22 protein-coding genes and 1 tRNA gene are annotated in these 22,132 nt (G+C 59.5%); 15 read left to right on the forward strand and 8 right to left on the reverse strand.

Going from position 1 to position 22,132, the window contains the following annotated elements; genetic code table 11:
• On the forward strand, nt 1-338 hold a 338-nt coding region (locus B9N72_RS01575), incomplete at its 5' end, for a transposase (protein ID WP_085274709.1).
• On the opposite strand, the gene B9N72_RS20530 is transcribed toward B9N72_RS01575, so the two are convergent.
• Together B9N72_RS20530 and B9N72_RS01580 are read right to left on the reverse strand one after the other, a co-directional pair.
• The gene (locus B9N72_RS20530; protein ID WP_143477728.1) at nt 329-553 is read right to left on the reverse strand and encodes a hypothetical protein; all 225 of its coding nucleotides are present in this window, start codon (nt 551-553) and stop codon (nt 329-331) included. The genes B9N72_RS01575 and B9N72_RS20530 overlap by 10 nt on opposite strands.
• A gap of 103 nt (nt 554-656) precedes the next feature.
• The gene (locus B9N72_RS01580) at nt 657-3,587 is read right to left on the reverse strand and encodes a DEAD/DEAH box helicase (protein WP_085274710.1); all 2,931 of its coding nucleotides are present in this window, start codon (nt 3,585-3,587) and stop codon (nt 657-659) included.
• Nucleotides 3,588-3,903: 316 nt separating this feature from the next.
• On the opposite strand from B9N72_RS01580, the gene B9N72_RS01590 reads away from it, so the two are divergent.
• On the forward strand, nt 3,904-4,284 hold the full coding sequence (locus B9N72_RS01590) for a hypothetical protein (RefSeq protein WP_200810863.1): 381 nt from the start codon (nt 3,904-3,906) through the stop codon (nt 4,282-4,284).
• A gap of 278 nt (nt 4,285-4,562) precedes the next feature.
• Here B9N72_RS01590 and B9N72_RS01595 read toward each other — a convergent pair whose 3' ends face one another.
• Nucleotides 4,563-5,984, reverse strand: coding sequence for an integrase (locus B9N72_RS01595; RefSeq protein WP_085274712.1), 1,422 nt, complete (start codon nt 5,982-5,984; stop codon nt 4,563-4,565).
• 204 nt (nt 5,985-6,188) lie between these two features.
• Between B9N72_RS01595 and dusA the strand changes: the two genes are divergently transcribed.
• From dusA to recG, 8 genes are all read left to right on the forward strand, one after another.
• A complete protein-coding gene (gene dusA, locus B9N72_RS01600) occupies nt 6,189-7,130 on the forward strand; it encodes a tRNA dihydrouridine(20/20a) synthase DusA (protein ID WP_234985856.1) in 942 nt (313 codons plus the stop codon).
• 250 nt (nt 7,131-7,380) lie between these two features.
• Nucleotides 7,381-7,974, forward strand: coding sequence for an RdgB/HAM1 family non-canonical purine NTP pyrophosphatase (gene rdgB / locus B9N72_RS01605; protein WP_085274713.1), 594 nt, complete (start codon nt 7,381-7,383; stop codon nt 7,972-7,974).
• Nucleotides 7,975-8,080: 106 nt separating this feature from the next.
• A complete protein-coding gene (gene hemW / locus B9N72_RS01610; protein ID WP_085274714.1) occupies nt 8,081-9,271 on the forward strand; it encodes a radical SAM family heme chaperone HemW in 1,191 nt (396 codons plus the stop codon).
• Nucleotides 9,272-9,273: 2 nt separating this feature from the next.
• Nucleotides 9,274-9,657 (forward strand): RidA family protein, encoded by a 384-nt coding sequence (locus tag B9N72_RS01615; RefSeq protein ID WP_085274715.1) that lies wholly within the window; start codon nt 9,274-9,276, stop codon nt 9,655-9,657.
• A 139-nt stretch (nt 9,658-9,796) separates the two neighbouring features.
• Nucleotides 9,797-10,432: a LysE family translocator gene (locus tag B9N72_RS01620; RefSeq protein WP_085274716.1), complete on the forward strand. Its 636-nt coding sequence runs from the start codon at nt 9,797-9,799 to the stop codon at nt 10,430-10,432.
• Between the two features lie 35 nt (nt 10,433-10,467).
• A complete protein-coding gene (locus B9N72_RS01625) occupies nt 10,468-11,313 on the forward strand; it encodes a PhzF family phenazine biosynthesis protein (protein ID WP_085274717.1) in 846 nt (281 codons plus the stop codon).
• Nucleotides 11,314-11,397: 84 nt separating this feature from the next.
• Nucleotides 11,398-11,832 carry a DUF2147 domain-containing protein gene (locus tag B9N72_RS01630; RefSeq protein ID WP_085274718.1) on the forward strand — a complete coding sequence of 145 codons (435 nt, stop codon included), beginning with the start codon at nt 11,398-11,400 and terminating at the stop codon, nt 11,830-11,832.
• A 266-nt stretch (nt 11,833-12,098) separates the two neighbouring features.
• The gene (recG, locus tag B9N72_RS01635; protein ID WP_085274719.1) at nt 12,099-14,147 is read left to right on the forward strand and encodes an ATP-dependent DNA helicase RecG; all 2,049 of its coding nucleotides are present in this window, start codon (nt 12,099-12,101) and stop codon (nt 14,145-14,147) included.
• Nucleotides 14,148-14,357: 210 nt separating this feature from the next.
• On the opposite strand, the gene B9N72_RS01640 is transcribed toward recG, so the two are convergent.
• The 5 genes from B9N72_RS01640 to pstS all read right to left on the reverse strand — a co-directional run bounded on the left by B9N72_RS01640 (nt 14,358) and on the right by pstS (nt 19,860).
• Nucleotides 14,358-15,818 (reverse strand): inorganic phosphate transporter, encoded by a 1,461-nt coding sequence (locus B9N72_RS01640; protein WP_085274720.1) that lies wholly within the window; start codon nt 15,816-15,818, stop codon nt 14,358-14,360.
• Nucleotides 15,819-16,033: 215 nt separating this feature from the next.
• Nucleotides 16,034-16,798 carry a phosphate ABC transporter ATP-binding protein PstB gene (pstB, locus tag B9N72_RS01645; protein WP_008953457.1) on the reverse strand — a complete coding sequence of 255 codons (765 nt, stop codon included), beginning with the start codon at nt 16,796-16,798 and terminating at the stop codon, nt 16,034-16,036.
• Nucleotides 16,799-16,810: 12 nt separating this feature from the next.
• A complete protein-coding gene (gene pstA / locus B9N72_RS01650; protein ID WP_085274721.1) occupies nt 16,811-17,659 on the reverse strand; it encodes a phosphate ABC transporter permease PstA in 849 nt (282 codons plus the stop codon).
• 77 nt (nt 17,660-17,736) lie between these two features.
• Nucleotides 17,737-18,699 (reverse strand): phosphate ABC transporter permease subunit PstC, encoded by a 963-nt coding sequence (gene pstC, locus B9N72_RS01655; protein ID WP_085274722.1) that lies wholly within the window; start codon nt 18,697-18,699, stop codon nt 17,737-17,739.
• Between the two features lie 120 nt (nt 18,700-18,819).
• The gene (gene pstS / locus B9N72_RS01660; protein WP_085274723.1) at nt 18,820-19,860 is read right to left on the reverse strand and encodes a phosphate ABC transporter substrate-binding protein PstS; all 1,041 of its coding nucleotides are present in this window, start codon (nt 19,858-19,860) and stop codon (nt 18,820-18,822) included.
• A 157-nt stretch (nt 19,861-20,017) separates the two neighbouring features.
• Between pstS and tpiA the strand changes: the two genes are divergently transcribed.
• The 5 genes from tpiA to B9N72_RS01685 all read left to right on the forward strand — a co-directional run bounded on the left by tpiA (nt 20,018) and on the right by B9N72_RS01685 (nt 22,123).
• Nucleotides 20,018-20,764, forward strand: coding sequence for a triose-phosphate isomerase (gene tpiA / locus B9N72_RS01665; protein ID WP_085274724.1), 747 nt, complete (start codon nt 20,018-20,020; stop codon nt 20,762-20,764).
• 1 nt (nt 20,765) lies between these two features.
• Nucleotides 20,766-21,110: a preprotein translocase subunit SecG gene (gene secG / locus B9N72_RS01670; protein ID WP_085274725.1), complete on the forward strand. Its 345-nt coding sequence runs from the start codon at nt 20,766-20,768 to the stop codon at nt 21,108-21,110.
• Between the two features lie 14 nt (nt 21,111-21,124).
• Nucleotides 21,125-21,209, forward strand: a tRNA-Leu gene (locus B9N72_RS01675).
• 90 nt (nt 21,210-21,299) lie between these two features.
• Nucleotides 21,300-21,656 (forward strand): NADH-quinone oxidoreductase subunit A, encoded by a 357-nt coding sequence (locus B9N72_RS01680; protein WP_008953452.1) that lies wholly within the window; start codon nt 21,300-21,302, stop codon nt 21,654-21,656.
• Entirely contained in the window at nt 21,647-22,123 is a 477-nt protein-coding gene (locus tag B9N72_RS01685; protein WP_008953451.1) for a NuoB/complex I 20 kDa subunit family protein, read from the forward strand. Before B9N72_RS01680 ends, B9N72_RS01685 begins: the two co-directional genes overlap by 10 nt.
• Nucleotides 22,124-22,132 lie beyond the last annotated feature (9 nt).

Genomic DNA, 22,132 nt, shown 5'->3' on the forward strand with positions numbered 1-22,132 from the left:
CCCATGAACAGACCGTGCGCAAGCAAGAGGTTGAGGTCTTTTTGCAGAGTTTGGCTGAGCGATCCAGTCGTGAGCGGCCGACCTTGCTGATCCTGGATAACGCGCGGATGCACGCCGCCATCAGAGAAGATAAACGTGATGTCTGGTTGCTGGATCATGGGTTTCATCTCTGCTTTCTGCCAGCTTATAGCCCAGAGCTGAACCTGATCGAGCAGCTCTGGAAACAAGCCAAATACCACTGGCGACGATGTAAGACATGGGGTGCCACCGAATTGAAAAGCAAGGTGACCGACTTGCTGGATAGGGTTGGCACAGAACTCAAATTTAGTTATGCGTGATTACTTAGTTTCTCGTGCGTTGAAATAGTTACATCTTGCCCCTTAAACCCTATTTTAATGTTTCCAATTGCGTGAAAATTACCGTCTTGATCGTGTATTGACAAATGGAACATTGTAATAAATGAAAAATCATTCCAATAGTCTATTTTTAAATATGCCTGATCAACACCGTTGCCTGGCATGCTTTCTCCACGAGGTATGACTTTAAATTTCATTAATATCTTATCCATTAAATTAGGTTATATGACCGTGATGCCTGAAGTTTCCAGTAAGCAGCACTTCGTGGTGCGAACAGGCTACGTTGTACCTTGGAACGAATCAGGGGCTCGCAATTACTCGCATGTCCACGTCCGCAATGTCACGCAGATACATATAGCTGGTACCAAGAACTGTCATAACGCTATCGGTAACCTCATGAACAGAGAAGGCAGGCTGCACAATGAAGAAGCCCATCTGCACCTCCACGTCGCGCGATTTAAGCCTCAGAAAGTCAATTTCTTGGGGCGTGCCTTTAAGCAAGCGCTCTTGACCATTGCTATACCGATTGAGCAATCGTTGGAAGAGCTCAGGGCCCTTGTGTAGCCATTTCGCAGAGCGACTTGCTTGTCCTGCAACGACATATGCATCATTTACACGTGCACCGGGCTGGTGGCCGCTACTACAGTACTTGCAGTGGTAAAGATCCACCACGACGTGATCTGCAGCATGTCGAACCGCAACCAGATCAGCAACTTCGCCGGCACCATCATCGTTGAAAACAATGTCGTAGCTTTCAGCGATTTTCTGATACGTAAAGCCTTGGACAGAATCAAAGTCTGCAGCGTGCGTCATGGATTCCTTGTGAATATTCGTCGTTCCCCAGTCCCAGCTAGAAAGTAGGTGGCGCGGCAGAGTCACATTTAGTGATGCGTGGGTGTAGTAGCGGTAGTTTCCGATGAGTATTGAGCCATCGGCTTGAAGTAGGCGTAGACGCTCGCGATCAAGGTACTCGTGAAGGTCGTGTTGCTTGTTACCGATGCGAATACTTGCCTGCCCTGTTGAATACCGATATCCGTCATCTTCAAGCTGTATGCGGATTGTTAGTAAGTTAAGCTCTTCACCGGCGGGCGTAATTGCTGAAAGTGGAACAGCAAGCGTATTTGAGCTCTCCTTTATAGGCAGGCCAAGTTTGGTATCCAGCAGCGAGTAGGATGCGCCACCGACGGTGATTGCACACCGGCTCTCAGTATCGACACCCATTGAGTCCGGCCAATCTGCAAAAAATATTCCATCAGGCCAGTGCCCTTGCAATTTCTCTGCACGCATGACATTGTGAAGAATCGCCGCCGTGTCGATAGAGGAGTCGTTGATCTTCGATGCAACCATGTCGCACCACTCCACCCACTCGTTGACAGCCCCAGTGTCCATCTTCCATAGCTTGCCCTTTGCCGAACACCCCGCCGTTGTACTCTCGCCAGCTGCGTGACCAACGCCAAAGATATTCGACTTGATAGAGCGACCATTTTCTAAATCATCCATGACACGGTTAACGTCTTGTCCGACGTGCATGGTAAAGCGAACATCTCGACCGGACCGACTTAGTCCAACGTTTTGGAGCTTGAGTCGGTTTATGCCATGCATAACTCTGAAAACGTCATCGCCGTTAATTCGCTGCGCAGTATTGGCCACAAGAGATTGAAAACGCGCAGCTTGGCGCTCATCACCTGTACACGAAATAAAGAGAGTTGAATCGCTCTGCCGGTAATATGCGAGATACAGGTGCCACGTCGAACCATAGATTGAGTCGCTCTTCGCCCACGCTACAGGGGCAACTTCGTTGGTGACCGCCATAACAATGGTGCCATCATCGCTAACTGAATGAAGTTCCAGCCCCTCTTTGGGAGTACCCAGTTGCCGGACCGATTTGGGATGCCAATTTGCTGGGGTAAGCCGGTACGCGAGTGTGCTGATATTGGGGGATGGGTTGAGAGCTGCGATTTTGGCACTATCCGTGTCACCTTCAAACCTCGCTTCAAATTCCTGCCGCTGTAGCTCGCGATTGATGCGCTCGGCACTAACTTCGCGAATTATCAGGCTCCAATCCGCACTTTCCTCGTATAGAAGTTTCATCGGGCTGTCAGCGCGTTGGTTGGCGATGTTTGCCACAAACTTCGCAGTTCCTAGGCGAGAGTCCGTGCGAGTGAGACGACCGATAAACTGCAAAGTGACAGCTGGGCTCTGGTGTTGGTCATGGATCGCAGCGATTTTGAGTTCTGGTAGATCGAACCCTTCACCGAACATGTCGACACAAACGACAATCCGACTTTGCCTCGTCCTGATTTGCTCGAGATCGCGCTCCCTGTGCTTGCTCTTACTGTGGATGACCACGGGCTCAAACCTAGCACCTAGTTCGGCATAGAGCTCAAAGATCTTGTTTGCCTTTGGGATCGTGGCACACCGGGCCATGAGGATGTGGTCGAAGCCTGCCTCGATGTCGGCGACTAGGAGCTCGATTGCTTTGGCGGCGATCGTTCGGTCGATTTCACTAGTCACATATTCTCGGACAGGGAAAAAGTCGATTCTCTGGAAGTAGTTGTCTCGTTGCGCCTGACTCAAAGAGTAGTTGAAGATGATTTTGCCGTTGAGACGCTGCTGGTCGAGCCGGAAGGGAGTAGCAGTGAAGTACACCGTCGGCTTTGGCTCAAACGCTTTACGAATTCGGCCCCAAGTCACTGCCGCTACATGATGTGCCTCGTCAAATATCAAATGCGTGTAGTTAGCAGCGAATGCATTCAGTTCATCATCACTCAACTGCGCGAGCGCAGCAGGCGTTGCAATCGTTACGTTTGCCCCAACGATCGCACCGAGGTTCATCGCGGCATCACGGCTGTCGATGCGATGAACAATAGGGGAGAGAATGTCCGGGGAAATTGCGTTTATCGCGCGAAGTCGCGTTAGGGTGGCAAGGCGTTCGCCAATCTGCGTGCGCAGCGCGTCAGAGGGAACAATCAGCAAAGTGCGGGGAAAAAGGCCCGCGATGATGATCGAAAAGATAGCATCTGTTTTCCCCGTACCTGTCGGCATGACCACTGTTGCCGGGACAGCGGGATCGGAATCGAGGTGAGAGAATACTGCAAATGCTGCTGCTCGCTGCGGTTTTCGAAATCCCGTGAAGTTGTTGAAATTACTCTCGACCGCGAAGTTCAACCTGCCATCGGCCCAACTCCGGTAGACGGCATTCTCTCGGTAGAAATCGACATCAACATCCATTGCGAATATCCCTTACTTAAGATCCGATTGTGCCATCGCGTTGAAGATCAAGGCATACCAATACAGGCCGTTGAACTGGTCACCCTGCCGGTGCAGCTCATCCTGAAAGTTGGTCGCCCGCAAAGGCGAGGTGGTACTGCAAAAGCAAACAGTATCACCATACCTCAGTGAAGTGACATTGGCATTTATCAAAAACTTCAGCATCACAATCTGGATAGGAAAGAAACAAGCTGATTCCGGTCAGGTACTTCTGGCAACCGCGAAAGAACTACAATAACATTGTCATCAACTGAAAAAGCCTGAACAGGCCATGTGGATGGAAATGGACGAACTGGACCGCAGCCACTACACCTTGCACGCCTGCGCGCATTGCAAGGGAACAGGTACCTGCACTAGTGGGCCGGACGGGGCCAGCTGCATGGTGTGTGCCAAAAGGAATGAGCTGAAAAAAGGCCTTTACCACGGGCTGGCCTGCGGCACCTGTGGCGGGCTAGGGAAAACCGACACCATGACCTACCGCATGACCCACCGTACCCAGCCGATCCTGTCCATCAGCCTTGTTTTCGGATCAATCGGACTGATACTGCTGTTTGGCTTCGCCGGCAGCCCCTACTTCCACGAGGTTCTGACCTTCTGCACGACGCTACTCGGTAGTGTGATTGGCTACTATTTCTCGAAAAACCCAAAGCAAAGTTGAACAGGTTTCTCCGCAGGCAAGAACTGACAGGGAAAAGTCGTAGGGCAATGCTGTTAAATCCATCATCATGCCGGCAAAAAACAGGCAAATATATGAAAAATTACCCTCCAGGGCGCTTTCTGTTTGCTCCTGTGCCGTATGCAAGCGCCCCACCTCCTCACCCCGGACGTGTCCGGAGTTTTGTGTAAGGCTGCCGCTCTACATTCATCTGTCAAATGGCCGCTTTGGCCGATCAGCAGGCATGATCGGCCCGAGCTCCGCACGAATAATCTGTGGGCTTACTCTTGTGTTTGTCGTATCAGAACCTGCAGCAATTCATCAGCAAAAAGATTCTGCTTGCCATGCCTGCCCAGTCGTCCGGTTTTGAGCCTATGTCGGAGGCTGTTGATGGTTGTCGCCTCTGGCAGCCAGATCATTTCCCCATCTGATTCAACCTCGAACAGCTCCTGCTCTTCCTTGAACACAACAAAGACCTTGGTGTCGGTGAAGAAAGCGGCAAACAGGATGCTTATCCCTCCGATGTCTTTGGGGCGAAGCCCAAAGGCATCCAGAACATCCTGTCGGCATGACCATTCTCCTGCGTAACAACCGTCTTGCTCTGGTCTTTCGGGTTCGATTCTCACGACTGTAGGGGAGAGAGGGGCGCCGAACTTATCGTGCAGCGATTCCGGTCTGAGTTGGGTATAGCGTTTGAGATTGTTCCAGCTGCGATGGCCAGACACCATGGCCACTTCTTGGATCGATAGCCCCGCCTCGAACAGGCGGCTGATTCCCTCGTGACGCAGGTCGTGAAAGCGCAGGTCGTGGATGCCCAAATCGTTACAGGCGCGCTGCCAGGCGGCGGTCACTGAGCGGATGTTATAGGGGAAGATCAGCTCGGCGTCTCGCGGTTGAGCTTGGACAATGTCCCAGGCTTCACCCAGCAAGGGGACCCATTGGTCGTTGAAGACCTTGTGCTTCGGGTCTTTGCGCTGGCGCACCAGGATCAGCCGCTTTTCTTCATCGAGATCGTCCCAGCGCAGTCTTTCGATCTCCGCTGCACGCATGCCGCTTGAAATAGCAAACCGTACGAGGTCGACATGGGGGATGATGGAGTTGTGCGAGGATTGGCGTGACTCCAACCAGGTGAAGATGCGTTGCAGTTCATCTCCCGTCGGGCGACGATCACGGGCGCGGCTTTTGCCTATCAACTTGAGCTGGTGCAGGGTGCCCATGGCTTCATCTATGGCTTGCCCTGAAACGGGCATGGACCAGACACGCTTGGCATGCTCCAGAACCGATTTCAGGTAGCTGACGTCGTGTAGCACCGTGGCGGGACCCGCTCCTTCCTCCTGACGGTCACGGCAGTGTTGGATGACATCGGCTGCATCCAGTGTTAGTGCTTCCTTTTCGGCAATCGGGCGGGCTAACAGGCTATCCAACACATAACCCTTGGTCCGGCCGATCTTGCCGGCGGGGTCTAGCTCTTCAACGTAACGACCAATCAGCATGCCGACCGTCGCTTTGCCCATCTTGCGCTTCTCGATTGCCCCATGCCCCTTCAGGTCGAGCTCCAGCCGGGCAGCCCAGTCTCGAGCCAGCTTTTCCTTCGGGAAGCTGCGGGCTTCGCTGAAAATGATCTTTCCACCGCGCTTGACCCGTACTTGGGCGCGATAGGATAATTCTCCGTTTGTTTTCAATTGCTTAGTGATCGTTGCCATGTCGATAGTACTCCGGTGCTACGAAGTGCTTGTGATTGGTGCTATATCCCCGAAAAGTAGCACTTACTGTAGCACCAAAGTGACGAAAATGGGCAAAAATTGGCCGGAATGGACAGAAATAAGATTGTAGCTAATGGTGCTGAAAGCCGCGCCAATCAAGGAATTCAAGGGAAATTGCCGGCCAGACGGTTGTCGGTTGCGCCGATGCTGGACTGGACCGACCGCCACTACCGCTTTTTCGCTCGCCAGATCACCCGGCACTCCTGGCTCTACACCGAGATGGTCACCACCGGGGCGCTGCTGTACGGCGATGTCGCCCGCCACCTGCGCTATCACGAGTGCGAGCATCCCGTCGCGCTGCAACTGGGCGGATCGGAGCCGGACGAGCTGGCACGCTGCGCCAAGTTGGCCGAAGAATGGGGCTACGATGAGATTAACCTCAACGTCGGCTGTCCCTCGGAACGGGTGCAGAAGGGCGCGTTCGGCGCCTGCCTGATGGCCGAGCCGCAACTGGTGGCCGACTGTGTCAAGGCGATGCGCGACGTGGTCGGCATCGACGTCACCGTCAAGCACCGCATCGGCATCGATGCGGTGGAGGACTACGGCTACGTGCGCGATTTCGTCGGACAGATCGTCGAGGCCGGCTGCGCCACCTTCATCGTGCATGCGCGCAATGCCATCCTCAAGGGCCTGTCGCCCAAGGAAAACCGCGAAATTCCGCCGCTCAAGTACGACTACGTCTATCGCCTCAAGCGGGAATTCCCCGACGTCGAAATCCTGATCAACGGCGGGGTGAAGACCAACGACGAGATCGCCCATCACCTGCAACACGTGGACGGCGTGATGGTGGGGCGCGAGGCCTACCACAACCCGTGGCTGATGGCGGAGTGGGACGCGCGTTTTTACGACGACGCCAGAACCGCGCCGACCCGCGACGCCGTGATCGAGGCGATGCTGCCGTATATCGAGCAACGGCTGGCCGAACCCGGCACCCAGCTGCGTCACATCGCACGCCACATCCTCGGTCTCTACCAGGGCCTGCCGGGCGCGCGCTCCTGGCGCCGCATGCTGTCCGACTCGGCCTTGCTCAAGGGAGCCGACGCCGGCCTCCTGCTCACGGCACGCGACGCCACTGACCGCAGCTGAGATTTGGCGTATGACAAACGGCCGGTCCGGACCGATGTGTCCCGCCGGCCGTTGTTTTTGATTCAGGTCTATGTCATGGCTTAGCTATTTTCATTGGTGTAAATCACTGAGTGTGAATAAAAATACAGTGATAGCCTCCAATAATTAGAGATTTTTCTGCTGAATTGTCTGTTCCTGATTTTTCACTTCCGATGCACGCGCATCTGTGGCTAAATCGCAGCCGATAGCAGGTTTCACTCCAGGAGAACCCATGTTCGACCGCATCGTGCTGGCGAGCAACAATGCCGGCAAACTGAAGGAATTTTCTGCGTTGTTCGCCGAACTCGGCATCGCCGTGCATCCGCAAGGCGAGTTCGACGTGCCAGAATGCCCGGAACCGCACCACACCTTTCTGGAGAACGCGCTGGAAAAGGCGCGCCACGCCAGCCGCGTCACCGGCCTGCCGGCCTTGGCCGACGACTCCGGCATCTGCGTCGAGGCATTGGCTGGTGCGCCCGGTGTGCAGTCGGCGCGTTTCGCCGGCGAGCCGAAGTCTGACGCGAGCAACAACGCACTGCTGTTAGAAAAGCTGGCCGGCGAGCCCAACCGCCGCGCTTGGTACTACTGCGTGCTGGTATTGGTGCGCCACGCCGATGACCCGCAACCCATCGTCGCCGATGGCGTCTGGTACGGCGAGGTGATCGACAGCGCGCGTGGTGAAGGCGGCTTCGGCTACGACCCGTACTTCCTGCTGCCCGGCTACGGCCGCACCGCCGCCGAGCTCGATGCGGGCGAGAAGAACCGCGTCAGCCACCGCGGCCAAGCGGTGCAGGCGCTGATGGCCAAGCTCAAGGCGCTGGCGTGAGCATGGCCGCCGCCAAGAATCCAAGCCGCAACGCACTGGAAGCGAGATCGCGAAACCGAGCGAGCAGCGACGAGACAGTACTAATAGTACGGCGAGGAGCAGCGCAGTGACGGTGACAAAGATATCGCTTTCAGGGCTAAGCGGATTACGTGAACTGCCGCCGCTGTCGTTGTACATCCACTTTCCCTGGTGCGTGCGGAAGTGCCCGTACTGCGACTTCAACTCGCACGAGGCCAAGAACGGCTTCGATGAAGACGCCTACGTCGCAGCGCTGCTTGCCGACCTCGAAAGCGCCTTGCCGGCGGTGTGGGGGAGGCCGGTGCACACCATCTTCATGGGCGGCGGCACCCCGAGCCTGTTCTCGGCACGCGCGATGGACACGCTGCTGGCCGGCATCCGCGCTCGCGTGCGGCTGTATCCGGACGCCGAGATCACCATGGAGGCCAACCCCGGCACCTTCGAATCGGACAAGTTCAAAGGCTTCCGCGAGGCCGGCATCAACCGCTTATCGATCGGCATCCAGAGCTTCGACCCGGCGCATCTGAAGGCGCTCGGTCGCATTCACGACGGCGACGAGGCACGCCGTGCGGTCGACATCGCGCTGACGCACTTCGACAACGTCAACCTCGACCTGATGTACGCGCTACCCGGCCAGACCCTGGAGCAGACTCTGACGGATATGGGCACCGCGTTGTCGTTTGGCGTCACGCACGTTTCGGCGTATCACCTGACCATCGAACCCAACACGCTGTTCGCGCGCTACCTGCCGCCCAAGCTGCCGGACGACGAACTGTCGGCCGACATGCAGGAGGCGCTGGAAGCGCGCCTGGCCGAAGCCGGCTTCCATCACTACGAAACCTCGGCCTTCGCCAGGCCCGGGCGCGAGTGCCGGCACAACCTGAACTACTGGCAGTTTGGCGACTACCTCGGTATCGGTGCTGGCGCGCACGCCAAGATCAGCGCCCACGACGGCATCGTGCGCGAGATGCGCTACAAGCAGCCGGCCGCCTACCTCAAGGCGGTAGCCGAGGGCCAGCCGGCGCAAAGCCGCGAGCGCATCGCCCGAGGCGACCTGCCGTTCGAGTTCATGATGAACCTGCTGCGCCTGACCGATGGCTTCGAGCTGCGCCTGTTCGCCGAACGCACCGGCCTGCCGCTGACGCACATCCAGCGCGAGCTGGCTGAGGCCGAGGCGCAGGGGCTGATCGAACGCGACCTGACCACGCTCAAGCCGACCCTGAAAGGCCAGCGTTTCCTCAACGACCTGTTAACCCTGTTTCTGAAAGAAGGAGAATAAGCATGGCAAAAGAAATCATCCACACCGACAACGCCCCGGCCGCCATCGGCGCCTACTCGCAGGCCGTCAAGGCCGGCAACACCGTGTACCTGTCGGGCCAGATTCCGCTCGACCCGGCCACCATGACCGTGGTGGAAGGCGGCTTTGCCGCCGAGGCGCACCAGGTGTTCAAGAACCTCAAGGCCGTGTGCGAAGCCGCCGGCGGCTCGCTCGACCAGATCGTCAAGCTCAACGCCTACCTGACCGACCTGTCCAACTTCGCCACCTTCAACGAAGTGATGGGCCAGTACATGAGCCAGCCGTTCCCGGCGCGTGCCGCCATCGGCGTGGCCAGCCTGCCCAAGGGCGTGCAGGTAGAAGCCGACGCGGTGCTGGTGCTGGAATAAGCGCTTTCGCACGCACAAACAAGCGGCCTCAGGGCCGCTTTTTTGTTTTTGGCGGGGAATACAGTGTTCAACCCATCGCTAATGGGCAGCCGGGCCGCATCATGTTAATTTGCAGTACAGATCACCATAGGACGCTGACATGATTGGCATCGAGACATTAGGGTTGTTCTTGCTGAGTGTGATGCTGCTGTTGCTGTCACCAGGACCGAACATGGCGTTCCTGCTGTCGTACAGCACCCTGCAGGGCGCTCGCGCCGGTTATGCCGTGGCGCTGGGTATTCTGCTGGCGGACGTGGTGCTGACCCTGCTGACAGCGGGTGGGGTGACGGCGATGCTGATGGCTTGGCCGCCACTGTTCGATGCATTGCGCCTGGCTGGTGCAGCTTACCTAGTGTGGCTGGCCTGGAAAGCCTGGCGCAGCGGAGGCCTGATGGCCTTGGCCATCCAGCCCAAACGGCGCGAGAGCGAGATCTTGCGCATGGCCATGTTCAATAGCCTGCTCAACCCCAAGGCGCTGCTGTTTTTCATGGTGTTCTTGCCGCAGTTCGTGAATGCGTCGCAGGGCCATGTCGGCTGGCAACTTTGCCAGTTGGGTGCGGTGCTGACTCTAGCGGCGTTCCTGTTTCATGCCCTGCTGGGCCGCATGGCGGCATCGGTCAGCGGCTGGCTGACACGCCAGCCGGGCTTTGCGGTATGGCAGGGGAGGGTGCTGGCCATCGTGCTGCTCGGTCTGGCTGCGCGCTTGCTGCTGTTGCAGCGTCCGGCACAAGGTTAGCCATCATGCAAAAAAGCTCCCTGTTAGGAGTCGCGATGCGCTCGTTCTCCTTCCAACTCGTCAACGTGTTTGCCGAAAGCCACTTCGGCGGTAACCCATTAGCTGTGTTCACTGATGCCGAAGGGCTCGACGACGCCACCATGCAGGCCATCGCGCGCCAGTTCAACCTGTCGGAAACGGTGTTCCTGTTTCCGTCCGGCACAGCGGCGGCGCGGCTACGCATCTTCACTCCGAGTTACGAACTGCCGTTCGCCGGGCACCCCACGCTCGGCAGCGCCGCGGTGCTGCACCGACTGGGTCGGTCTGGTGACGACTTCGTGTTGGAAACCAACGCAGGGCCGATTCCACTGACACAACGCGACGGCGTGTTTACGCTGCAGGCCAACGCCGCCACGGCCCGGCCATCAGGGCTCAGTCTGGCGGACACCGCCGAGATGCTCGGCCTCTCCGCCGCCGACATCGTCGCTGCGCCGGAATGGGTCAGTACCGGCTCCGAGCAACTGCTGGTGCGCATCGCCAGCCGCGAAGCGGTGCAGGCGGCACGCCCCGATCCTCAACTGTTCATGCAGCGCGCCACGCTCCATCCCGGCCGCAGCGTCGCCTACCTGTGGTATGAGAACGACAACGTCGCCACGGTGCGGCTGTTCTTCGAGCAGCATGGCGCGGTGATCGAAGACCCGGGCACCGGCTCGGCCTGCGCCAACCTCGGTGGCTGGTGCGCACTGAACGGCCATCAGCCGCTGGCGTGGCGCGTGGAGCAGGGTCACGCCATCGACCGCCTCAATGTGTTGGAACTGACAGTGAGCGCGGCGGGCGAGGTACGTGTCGGCGGGCGTGTCATTTTTGTCGGTTCCGGGGTGTTCGAGTTACCCGGTTCTTGACGCTGAATCGGCGTGAAGGCATCCTCGAGCTACGGCTCCAAACCAACGTTTAAATAGTGGGCTGACACGAGGAGAGGAATAATTATGAAACACCTTGCAAAACTGGCGCTGCTGGCCCTGGCTGGAGGCATGTTGGCCCAGTCGGCGCTGGCACAAAGCGCCGCCGGCACCTGGAAGACCATCGACGACGAGACCAAGCAGGCCAAGGCGCTGGTGCAGATCAGCGAAGGGGCCGACGGTCAGCTGTCGGGCAAGATCATCAAGCTGTTCAACAAGCCGGATGCCGTGTGCGAGAAGTGCGATGGCGCCAACAAGGGCAAGCCGGTCAATGGCCTGACCATCGTCTGGGGGCTGAAAAAGGACGGCGAGGCCTGGAACGGCGGCGAGATCCTCGACCCCAAGTCCGGCAAGGTCTACAGCGCCAAGATGAAGCTGGTGGACGGCGGCAACAGGCTGGAGGTGCGTGGCTTCCTCGGCGTGTCGCTGCTGGGGAGAACCCAGGTGTGGGAGCGCCAGTAAGCGCATGACATCAGGCGGCTGGGCCGTCGCATCTTGAGTGCCGGTGGAGTGCGTGCGACTTTATCGCGGAGATTTGCACGCAGAAATTCACTCCGCGATACGGAATCCCCATGTACGCGGTTTACATTTCGGTTCCTGTGCTCCGGCCACACTCAACCTGCCTCGGCTCGCTCGCCTAGCGGGGTTAAATCCCGCAGTGACCCTTCCGGGGCGGATGACACCGCGGTGTCTTCCGCCTTTTTGTTTTTCGGTACAATCGGCCGGTGATGAGTACCTTTCCCGATATCGCCAGCCAGCCGCCCGCCGTGGCGCCCGCTACCGCCAAGCGGCTGGAGAAGCTGGGCATCCGCCGCCGTTTCGATCTCGTCCTGCATCTGCCGCTGCGCTACGAGGACGAGACGCACCTCTACCCGATCGCCCAGGCGCCGTATGGCCAGGCGGTGCTGGTGGAGGGCGAGGTGGTGGCGCACGAAGTGCAGTACCGCCCGCGCAAGCAGCTCCTGGTGCAGCTCGAGGACAAGAGCGGCACGCTGATGCTGCGCTTCATCCATTTCTATCCCAACCATCTCAAGCAGCTGGCGCAAGGCAAGCGCGTACGCGCGCTGGGCGAGGTGCGGCGCGGTTTTCGCGGCGACGAGATGGTGCATCCGAAGATTCGCGAGGTGCTGGAGGGGGACCCGCTGGCCGACAGCCTTACGCCGATCTACCCCACCGTCAATGGCCTGACCCAACCGGTGTTGCGCCGGCTGATCCATGCCGAGCTGAAGGCGCAAACCCTGGGTGAAACCCTGCCGGAAGCCGTGCGAGGGCAGCTCGGGCTGGTGCCGTTCGCCGACTCCATCCGCCTGCTGCATGCGCCGACGCCGGAATACTCCGCCACCCAGCTCGCCGACCCGGCCTTGCCGGCCTGGCAGCGCCTGAAGTTCGACGAACTGCTGGCGCAGCAGCTGTCGATGCGGCTGGCCTACCGGGCGCGGCGGCGCGGCAAGGCGCCGGTGATCGCCGGTGACGGCCGGCTGCGCGCCGCGCTGTCCGCCAGCCTGCCGTTCGCGCTGACGGCAGCGCAGCAGAAGGTGCTGGGCGAAATCACCGCCGATCTGGCGCAGCCCCACCCCATGCACCGCCTGCTGCAGGGCGACGTCGGCAGCGGCAAGACCGTGGTCGCGGCGTTGAGCGCGCTGGCGGCGATCGAGGCCGGTTTCCAGGTGGCACTGATGGCGCCGACCGAGATCCTCGCGGAGCAGCACTACCTCAAGCTCTCAGCCTGGCTGGCGCCGCTCGGCATCGAGGTGGCCTGGCTGAGCGGTTCGCTGCGCAAGAAGCAGAAGAGCGCGGCGCTGGAGCAGGTCGCCAGCGGCCAGGCGCGGCTGGTGATCGGCACCCATGCGCTGTTCCAGGACGAGGTGGTGTTCGACAACCTGGGCTTCTCCATCGTCGACGAGCAGCACCGCTTCGGCGTCGGCCAGCGCCTGGCACTGCAGGGCAAGGGCGGCGAGCCGCACCAGCTGATGATGTCGGCCACGCCGATCCCGCGCACGCTGGCGATGAGCTTCTACGCCGATCTCGACGTCTCGGTGATCGACGAATTGCCGCCGGGGCGCACCCCGATTGTTACCAAGCTCATCAACAGCGCGCGCCGCGACGAGGTGGTGGCCTACGTCGACCGCACCTGTGCCGGCGGCCAGCAGGCCTACTGGGTATGCCCGCTGATCGAGGAGTCGGAAACCCTGCAACTGCAGACCGCGGTCGATACCCACGCCCAGTTGGCCGAAGACCTGCCGCACTGGCGCGTGGGTCTGGTGCACGGACGTATGAAAGCGTCGGAAAAGGCCGAAGTGATGGCCGCGTTCGCCGCCAACGAACTGCAGGTGCTGGTGGCCACCACGGTGATCGAGGTCGGCGTCGACGTGCCCAATGCCAGCCTGATGGTGATCGAGCACGCCGAGCGCATGGGATTGGCGCAACTGCACCAGCTGCGCGGGCGGGTCGGGCGCGGCGCCGCCAAGAGCGCCTGCGTGCTGATGTTCGATACCCCGTTGTCGGAACTGGCCAAGGCACGGCTCAAGGTGATCTACGAAAACACCGACGGCTTCGAGATCGCGCGCCAGGACCTCAACATCCGCGGTCCCGGCGAATTCCTCGGCGCTCGCCAGAGCGGCCTGCCGATGCTGCGTTTCGCCGACCTGGAACAGGATATCGAACTGCTGGAGGCGGCCAAGGAACTGGCACCCGAGCTGCTCAAACGTTGGCCGAACGAAGCCGCGGCCCATCTCACGCGCTGGCTCGCCGGGCGCGAGCATTTCCTCAAGGCATGAAAAAAGGGCCGCATGAAGCGGCCCTCGAGCGTAGCGAGGCTCCCTTGCAGGGCAAGGGCGGGGGGATTGGGAATAGATGGGCAGGCTGCGGAGTCAAATACTTGGGTGGAGAGGCCCGGCTTTGCCGGGTCCTGTAAAAACGCATCGAAGTACTTTGTCAGCAGCCGGAGGGCCGCTTGCAGCGGCCCTGGTCTTGTCCTGCGGCAACGCTCAGACGAACAGATGCACGCCGAGGTAGTAGAAGCCGATCGACAGTCCGATGCACACCGGCAGCGTCAGAATCCACGCCATCAGGATGCTTTTCAGTGTCGACAGCTGCAGGCCGGAACGGCCTACCACCATGGTGCCCGCCACCGCGCTCGACAGCACGTGGGTGGTCGAGGCCGGGGCACCCACCAGGCTGGCCAGGCCGATCGCCACGCCGGTGACGATCTGCGCCGACATCCCTTGCGAATAGGTCATGTCCTTCTTGCCGATCTTCTCGCCCACGGTCAGCGCCACGCGCTTCCAGCCCACCATGGTGCCGATGCCGATCGCCAGAGCCACCGCCGCGATCACCCACATCGGGGCGTACTCGGTGGTGACCGTCAGGTCGCGCTGGATGCCCTTCAGCTGTTTTTTCTCGACGTCGCCGATGCTGGCGATCTTGGCGATCTTCTTGGCGCTGTCGGCCAGGCAGATCAGCTGGGTGCGGATGGCCCAGCGCTGGCTTTCCGGCAACTGCTGGAAGCTTCGGGCCTCGCCGATCGCCGACAGCAGCGTGCCGGCGTACTGTTGCGTGGCCGCCGGGCTGCAGCTGAAGGCCTGCGTCGGCTTGGCGGAGGCCGGGTACTGCGCCAGGATCGCCGACTCGTTGCGCTGGTACAGCTCCTTGAGCTGCAGCGCGGCGATCTTGGTGTGTTCGATCTGGATCGGGTCGCTGTCCAGATTCACCACGAACTGCGCCGGCACGATGCCGATCAGCACCAGCATCACCAGGCCGACCCCCTTCTGACCATCGTTCGAACCGTGCGAGAAGCTCAGGCCCATCGACGACACGATCAGCATGAAGCGCGCCCAGAACGGCGGATGCTTGCGCCCTTCGATCTGCTGGCGCTGGAACGGGCTCTTGTGGATGTTGCTGCGCGGCCACCAGTTCATCAGCAGGTAGAGCAGCAGGCCGGCCAAGCCGGCGCCGAACAGCGGCGAAAACAGCAGCGACATGCCGACGTCGATCGCCTTGCCCCAATTGATGCCGGTGCTGACATCAGTACCGTTGATCAGCGAGTTGCCGATGCCGATGCCGAGGATCGAACCGATCAGGGTGTGCGAGCTGGAGGAGGGGATGCCGAAATACCAGGTGCCGAGGTTCCAGATGATGGCCGAAGCCAGCAGCGAGAACACCATCACCATGCCGCGGTTCGAGTTGACCGCCACCAGCAGGTCCACCGGCAACAGGTTGACGATGGCGTAGGCCACGGCCAGACCGCCGGTCAGCACCCCGAGGAAGTTGAAGATGCCCGACAGCATAACCGCCGCTTGCGGTTTCATCGACTGGGTATAGATCACCGTCGCCACGGCGTTGGCGGTGTCATGGAAGCCATTGATGAATTCGAAGGCCAGAACGAAGCCCAGTGACAGGATCAGGGTCAGGGCCACATGGGTTTCCAGCCCTGAAAAGATGTCCAGCATGATAAGTTTCAAAAAGATGAAAGAAGGGCGGAATTGTTGGCTTTGGCCGGGGGAACGTCAAGTTTTTCACGCCGGGTGTGGCAATGGAGGCAGGGTGCACCACGCCAACTTGACGGCGGCAAATCCAGCATTCCGTCATAGTCACGCCACGGGCATCCACAAAGCAAAACGCCCCTGCAGGCAGGGGCGTGGCAAATGGCGTGCGGCGACGGCGATCAGCCGAACTTGCCGGTGATGTAATCCTCGGTCGCCTTCTTTTTCGGCGTGGTGAAGATCGCATCGGTATCGCCGAACTCCACCATCTCGCCCAGGTACATGTAGGCGGTGTAGTCGGATACCCGCGCCGCCTGCTGCATGTTGTGGGTCACGATGGCGATGGTGTAGTCCTCTTTCAGTTCGTGGATCAGCTCTTCGATGTGGGCGGTCGAGATCGGGTCCAGCGCCGAGGTCGGTTCATCCAGCAGCAGCACTTCCGGACGCGACGCCACGGCACGGGCGATGCACAGGCGCTGCTGCTGGCCGCCGGACAGCGAATTGCCCGACTGCTTCAGTTTGTCCTTCACCTCGTTCCACAATGCCGCCTTGCGCAGCGCCCATTCCACGCGGTCGTCCATCTCCGCCTTCGACAGTTTCTCGTACAGCTTCACGCCGAAGGTGATGTTGTCGTAGATCGACATCGGGAACGGCGTCGGCTTCTGGAACACCATGCCGACCTTGGCGCGCAGCAGGTTGATGTCGACGTCGCGGCCGAGGATGTTGTGGCCGTCGAGCAGGATCTCGCCTTCCGCATTCAGCCCGGGGTAGAGCTGGAACATGCGGTTGAAGGTGCGCAGCAGGGTCGACTTGCCGCAGCCCGAGGGGCCGATGAAGGCGGTTACCTTGCGCGAGGCGATGTCGAGGTTGATGCCCTTCAGGGCGTGAAACTTGCCGTAGTAAAAGTTCAGATTCTTGACCTGAAGCTTGATGTTGTTTTCAGCCATGTCCGTCAAGCCTTAATGCGATTGGGTTTTCTGACTGCCCATCCAGCGGGCAATGATGTTCAGCGCCAGCACGCTGAAGGTGATCAGCAGCGACCCGGCCCAGGCCAGGGTGTGCCAGTCGGCGTAGGGGCTCATGGCGAACTGGAAGATCACGATAGGCAGGTTGGCCATCGGCTGGTTCATATTGCTGTTCCAGAACTGGTTGTTCAGCGCGGTGAACAGCAGCGGCGCGGTCTCGCCGGAAATGCGCGCCACCGCCAGCAGAATGCCGGTCAGCACCCCGGCCTTGGCCGAGCGCAGCGTCACGTACAGCGTCACCTTCCACTGCGGCGCACCCAGTGCCGCCGCGGCTTCGCGCAGGCTGCCCGGCACCAGTCGCAGCATGTTCTCGGTGGTGCGCACCACCACCGGAATCACCAGGATCGACAAGGCCAGCGCCCCGGCCCAGCCGGAAAAGTGGCCGACGCTGACCACGTACATCTCGTAGATGAACAGGCCGATCACGATCGACGGCGCCGACAGCAGGATGTCGTTGATGAAACGGGTCGCCGGCGCCAGCCAGCCACGCTGGCCGAACTCGGCCAGATAGACGCCTGCCAGGATGCCGATCGGCGTACCGATCAGGGTGCCGAACAGCGTCATCAGCAAGCTGCCGTAGATGGCGTTGGCCAAGCCGCCGACGCTGCCCGGGGGCGGCGTGCTGCGGCTGAACACGTCGAGCGACAGCCCGCCCAGGCCCTGGTCGATCAGGGTCCACAGGATCCAGAACAGCCAGAACAGGCCAAATACCATGGCCATCATCGACGCCCCCATATTGAAGGCGTTGACGAGGCGGCGGCGGCGGTAAATCGATGGATCCATGGCAAAGCGTCCAGTCTGTCCCGGGCTCTCGGCCGACGAGGACGGGATGGCCGCAGGGATATGTGTACGATCATTCATTATGATGCCTTCCCTTCCTGCTTTTTCAGGCGCAGCAGCAGCATCTTGGAGCAGGCCAGCACGACGAAGGTGATGAAGAACAGAATCAGGCCGAGCTGAATCAGCGACGACAGGTACAGTTCGCCGCTCGCCTCGGCAAATTCGTTGGCCAGCGACGAGGCAATCGAATTGCCCGGTTCGAACAGGCCGGTGGCGAAATTCGACGAGTTGCCGATCACGAAGGTCACCGCCATGGTTTCCCCCAGGGCGCGGCCGAGTCCCAGCATGATGCCGCCGACCACGCCAGTCTTGGTGTAGGGCAGCACCACGTAACGCACCACCTCCCAGGTGGTGGAGCCCAGGCCGTAAGCCGATTCCTTGAGCAGCGTCGGCACGACTTCGAAGACATCGCGCATCACCGAGGCGATGAACGGAATGATCATGATCGCCAGGATCAGCCCGGCGGTGAAGATGCCGATACCCATCGGGGCGCCCTGGAACAGGAAGCCGATCAGCGGCAGCTCACCCAGGTTGTCGATCAGCATCGGCTGCACGTGGTCGGCGAACAGTGGGGCGAACACGAACAAGCCCCACATGCCATAGATGATGGACGGAATGCCTGCCAACAGCTCCACGGCGATCCCCAGCGGGCGCTTGAGCCAGGTCGGGCACAGTTCGGTCAGAAACAGGGCAATGCCGAAGCTGACGGGAACGCCGATCAACAGGGCGATCAGCGAAGTGGCCAGGGTGCCGTAAATCGGCACCAGCGCGCCGAACTTCTGGGACACCGGGTCCCAGTCGCTGGTCATGAAGAACTGCCAGCCGAAGGCCTTGATGCTGGGCAGGGCGCCAATGACGAGAGAAATCAGGATGCCGACCAACAGCGCCAGAACCAGGAACGCGAACATTCGCGTGACGTTCCGGAACAGCTTGTCGAGCATCATCTGACGGTTCATCCGCTGCTCGTTATTGTACTTTTCCATGTATGGCTCTATGTATTTCGATCCAGACAAAAAGCCGGGGAGAGACGTCTCCCCGGCCTGATCGCCCGGCGCTGGCAGGGCGTAACCCCCATTGTGCCAGCCGCCGTCTGATATGGCGATTTACTTCCAGATGGCTTTGCCGCTGTTGTCGGTGATCTGCTTCCAGCTGTCGCGGATGGTGGCCTTCACGTTGGCCGGCATCGGAATGTAATCCAGATCCAGCGCAGTCTTGTCGCCGTTCTTGTACGCCCAGTCGAAGAACTTCAGCGCTTCGCTACCCTGTACCGGCTTGTCCTGTTTCTTGTGCATCAGGATGAAGGTGGCACCGGAGATCGGCCAGCTGGCCTTGCCCGGCTGGTTGGTCAGGATCAGGTAGAAGCCCGGGGCGTTCTTCCAGTCGGCGTTGCCAGCAGAGGCCTTGAAGCTCTCCTCGCTCGGGGAAACATAGCTGCCGGCCTGGTTCTGCAGCTGGCCGTAGGACAGCTTGTTCTGCTTGGCGTAGGCGTACTCGACGTAGCCGATGGCGCCCTTGATGCGGGTTACGTAGTTGGCCACGCCCTCGTTACCCTTGCCGCCCACGCCGGTCGGCCAGTTCACGGCGGTGTTGGAGCCCACCTTGCCAGCCCAGTCGCTGGACACTTTGGATAGGTAGTTGGTGAAGATGAAGGTGGTGCCGGAGCCGTCGGAGCGGCGCACCACGGTGATCTTCTGTTCCGGCAGCTTGACGCCCGGGTTCAGGCTGGCGATGGCCGGGTCGTTCCACTTGCTGACCTTGCCCATGAAAATCTCAGCCAGCAGCGCGCCGGTGAACTTGATCTGACCTGCAGCCACGCCCGGCAGGTTGTACACCGGCACCACGCCGCCGATCACGGTCGGAAATTGGGTGAGGTCGGACTTTGCCAGCTCTTCCGGCTTCAGCGGCATGTCGGAAGCGCCGAAATCAACGGTTTTCGACTGAATCTGCTTGATGCCGCCGCCGGAACCGATCGACTGATAGTTCATGCTGTTGTTGCTGGAGGCTTTGTAAGCCTCGGCCCATTTGGCGTACAGCGGGTAAGGGAAGGTAGCGCCGGCACCGGTAATGTCTGCGGCGAAAGCCGTTCCGGACACAACGGCCCCCGTCAGAACCAACGAGGCGGCCAGGCGAATGGACTGTTTCATGCTTACTCCGTGTGAGCGACACAGTTGACGATGGGCGCATCCTAGCCCCCGTACTTTGCAGAAATATTACAAGTTGTCTTTTGGGAGCTGCCGGTGGGCGGTTTGACGCTCCTATGATCGGGGATATAATGCGCGTCGAAATAATATTGGGGGTGTTATGGCTGATAAGTTGGTGATTGGAAACTGGAAAATGCATGGGCGTCATGCGTTCAACGCACAATTGGTGGCGCAATTGTTGGCATCGGAGTCGGTCAATCGTGCCGGTGTCGCCATCGCGGTTCCCTCTCCCTACCTGGTGTCGGTCGAATCCTTGCTTAGCGGGCAGGGTCTGGCACTGGCCGCCCAGGACGTCAGCCGCTTCGCCGAAGACGGTGCGTTCACCGGAGAAACCTCGGCCAACATGCTGGCTGACGTTGGCTGCAACTACGTGCTGGTCGGCCATTCCGAGCGCCGTCAGTATCTCGGTGAAGGCAGTGAGGCGTTGAGCCAGAAGCTGCGCAACACCATCGCGGCCGGCCTCACTCCGGTATATTGCGTTGGCGAGACCCTGGCTGAGCGCGAAGCGAATCGTCATCTCGCGGTGATTCGTGAGCAGTTGTCTGTGCTCGACGGCATCGATGGCGGTGCGGTGGTGGTGGCCTATGAGCCGGTATGGGCGATTGGTACGGGCAAGGTGGCCAGTCTTGAGCAGATCGACGAAATCCACCATGAAATAAAAGCCGAATGCTTGCGCCGGCTCAAGGGCTCTGCTAATATTCGCGTCCTCTACGGCGGCAGCGTCAAAGCAGACAATGCGATGGCAATCCTGTCTCTCGATAATGTTGACGGGGCGCTGGTAGGGGGTGCATCCCTGGTTCCAGAGTCGTTTTCGATGATTTGCCAAACCGCTAGAAAATTGATATAGTATGGAAATTCTAAAAACGCTCGTTTGGATAATTAATATCATATCCGCAGTAACGATTATTGTCCTTGTTCTGATGCAGCACGGCAAGGGCGCGGATATGGGGGCGGCGTTCGGCGCGGGTTCGTCCGGTAGTTTGTTTGGGGCCTCGGGCTCGGCAAACTTCTTAAGCCGCACTACTGCTGTTGCAGCTATTGTGTTTTTCTCGACCTGTCTTGCCTTGGTCAAGCTCTCTGCTGGTCCCTCTAGTGAGCTAGGTGTGATGGGTGGGCAAGTTGAAAAAGTCGCGCCGCAACTCCCGGGCGGTGCCGCGAATCAGAAGCCTGCCGGTTCGAAGATACCGGAATAAAAGTTTAGTTATGTGCCGACATGGTGAAATTGGTAGACACGCTATCTTGAGGGGGTAGTGGCGAAAGCTGTGTGAGTTCGAGTCTCACTGTCGGCACCACCGTAAAAAACAGGCCACCGGGATTCCGGTGGCCTGTTTTATTTCGAGCCAAGGAGGGTCATACCTCCTTTTTTTGGGGGTATACGGGAAATGCTGCAAAATTACTTTCCCATTCTGTTGTTCGTCATAGTAGGGCTCTTGGTTGGTGTCGGCCCCATCCTGCTGGGGTGGCTGGTTGCTCCTAATCGTCCTGATCCTGAAAAACTCTCTCCTTACGAGTGCGGCTTCGAGGCCTTTGAAGACGCGCGCATGAAGTTCGACGTGCGTTATTACCTCGTAGCCATCCTCTTCATTTTGTTCGATCTCGAAATCACCTTCCTGTTTCCCTGGGCCGTCGTGCTGAAGGAACTCGGTGCGTTCGGTTTTGGTGTCATGGTGGAGTTCATTGCGGTTCTGACGCTCGGCTTCGTCTACATGTGGAAAAAGGGAGCCCTGGAATGGGAGTAGAAGGCATTCTCGAAAAAGGTTTCATCACCACGACCGCCGATAAGCTCATCAATTACACGCGTACCGGTTCCTTGTGGCCGATGACCTTCGGTCTCGCCTGCTGTGCGGTGGAAATGATGCATGCGGGTGCGGCCCGTTACGATCTTGACCGTTTCGGCGTGGTGTTCCGCCCGAGTCCGCGCCAGTCCGATCTGATGATCGTGGCCGGTACGCTGTGCAACAAGATGGCTCCCGCCCTGCGCAAGGTATACGACCAGATGGCCGAACCGCGCTGGGTCATCTCCATGGGCTCCTGTGCCAACGGCGGTGGCTACTACCACTACTCGTACTCCGTGGTGCGGGGCTGCGACCGAATCGTTCCTGTTGATGTCTACGTGCCGGGCTGTCCGCCGACTGCCGAAGCGCTGCTGTACGGCATCATCCAGCTGCAGAACAAGATCAAACGTACTAACACCATTGCCCGCTAAGGTAGAAAC

Origin of the sequence: Pseudogulbenkiania subflava DSM 22618, from assembly GCF_900177275.1 — a bacterium.
GTDB classification, from domain to species: Bacteria; Pseudomonadota; Gammaproteobacteria; order Burkholderiales; family Chromobacteriaceae; genus Pseudogulbenkiania; species Pseudogulbenkiania subflava.

Coding starts and splice junctions, on each gene's coding strand:
- secG (WP_085274725.1), top strand. CDS start 20,766: ATGGAAATTCTAAAAACGCTCGTTTGGATAATTAATATCATATCCGCA.
- B9N72_RS01680 (WP_008953452.1), top strand. CDS start 21,300: ATGCTGCAAAATTACTTTCCCATTCTGTTGTTCGTCATAGTAGGGCTC.
- B9N72_RS01615 (WP_085274715.1), top strand. CDS start 9,274: ATGGCAAAAGAAATCATCCACACCGACAACGCCCCGGCCGCCATCGGC.
- recG (WP_085274719.1), top strand. CDS start 12,099: ATGAGTACCTTTCCCGATATCGCCAGCCAGCCGCCCGCCGTGGCGCCC.
- pstS (WP_085274723.1), bottom strand. CDS start 19,860: ATGAAACAGTCCATTCGCCTGGCCGCCTCGTTGGTTCTGACGGGGGCC.
- B9N72_RS01640 (WP_085274720.1), bottom strand. CDS start 15,818: ATGCTGGACATCTTTTCAGGGCTGGAAACCCATGTGGCCCTGACCCTG.
- dusA (WP_234985856.1), top strand. CDS start 6,189: ATGCTGGACTGGACCGACCGCCACTACCGCTTTTTCGCTCGCCAGATC.
- pstB (WP_008953457.1), bottom strand. CDS start 16,798: ATGGCTGAAAACAACATCAAGCTTCAGGTCAAGAATCTGAACTTTTAC.
- tpiA (WP_085274724.1), top strand. CDS start 20,018: ATGGCTGATAAGTTGGTGATTGGAAACTGGAAAATGCATGGGCGTCAT.
- pstC (WP_085274722.1), bottom strand. CDS start 18,699: ATGGAAAAGTACAATAACGAGCAGCGGATGAACCGTCAGATGATGCTC.
- pstA (WP_085274721.1), bottom strand. CDS start 17,659: ATGGATCCATCGATTTACCGCCGCCGCCGCCTCGTCAACGCCTTCAAT.
- B9N72_RS01685 (WP_008953451.1), top strand. CDS start 21,647: ATGGGAGTAGAAGGCATTCTCGAAAAAGGTTTCATCACCACGACCGCC.
- B9N72_RS01625 (WP_085274717.1), top strand. CDS start 10,468: ATGCGCTCGTTCTCCTTCCAACTCGTCAACGTGTTTGCCGAAAGCCAC.
- B9N72_RS20530 (WP_143477728.1), bottom strand. CDS start 553: ATGAAATTTAAAGTCATACCTCGTGGAGAAAGCATGCCAGGCAACGGT.
- B9N72_RS01580 (WP_085274710.1), bottom strand. CDS start 3,587: ATGGATGTTGATGTCGATTTCTACCGAGAGAATGCCGTCTACCGGAGT.
- rdgB (WP_085274713.1), top strand. CDS start 7,381: ATGTTCGACCGCATCGTGCTGGCGAGCAACAATGCCGGCAAACTGAAG.
- B9N72_RS01590 (WP_200810863.1), top strand. CDS start 3,904: ATGGAAATGGACGAACTGGACCGCAGCCACTACACCTTGCACGCCTGC.
- B9N72_RS01620 (WP_085274716.1), top strand. CDS start 9,797: ATGATTGGCATCGAGACATTAGGGTTGTTCTTGCTGAGTGTGATGCTG.
- B9N72_RS01630 (WP_085274718.1), top strand. CDS start 11,398: ATGAAACACCTTGCAAAACTGGCGCTGCTGGCCCTGGCTGGAGGCATG.
- B9N72_RS01595 (WP_085274712.1), bottom strand. CDS start 5,984: ATGGCAACGATCACTAAGCAATTGAAAACAAACGGAGAATTATCCTAT.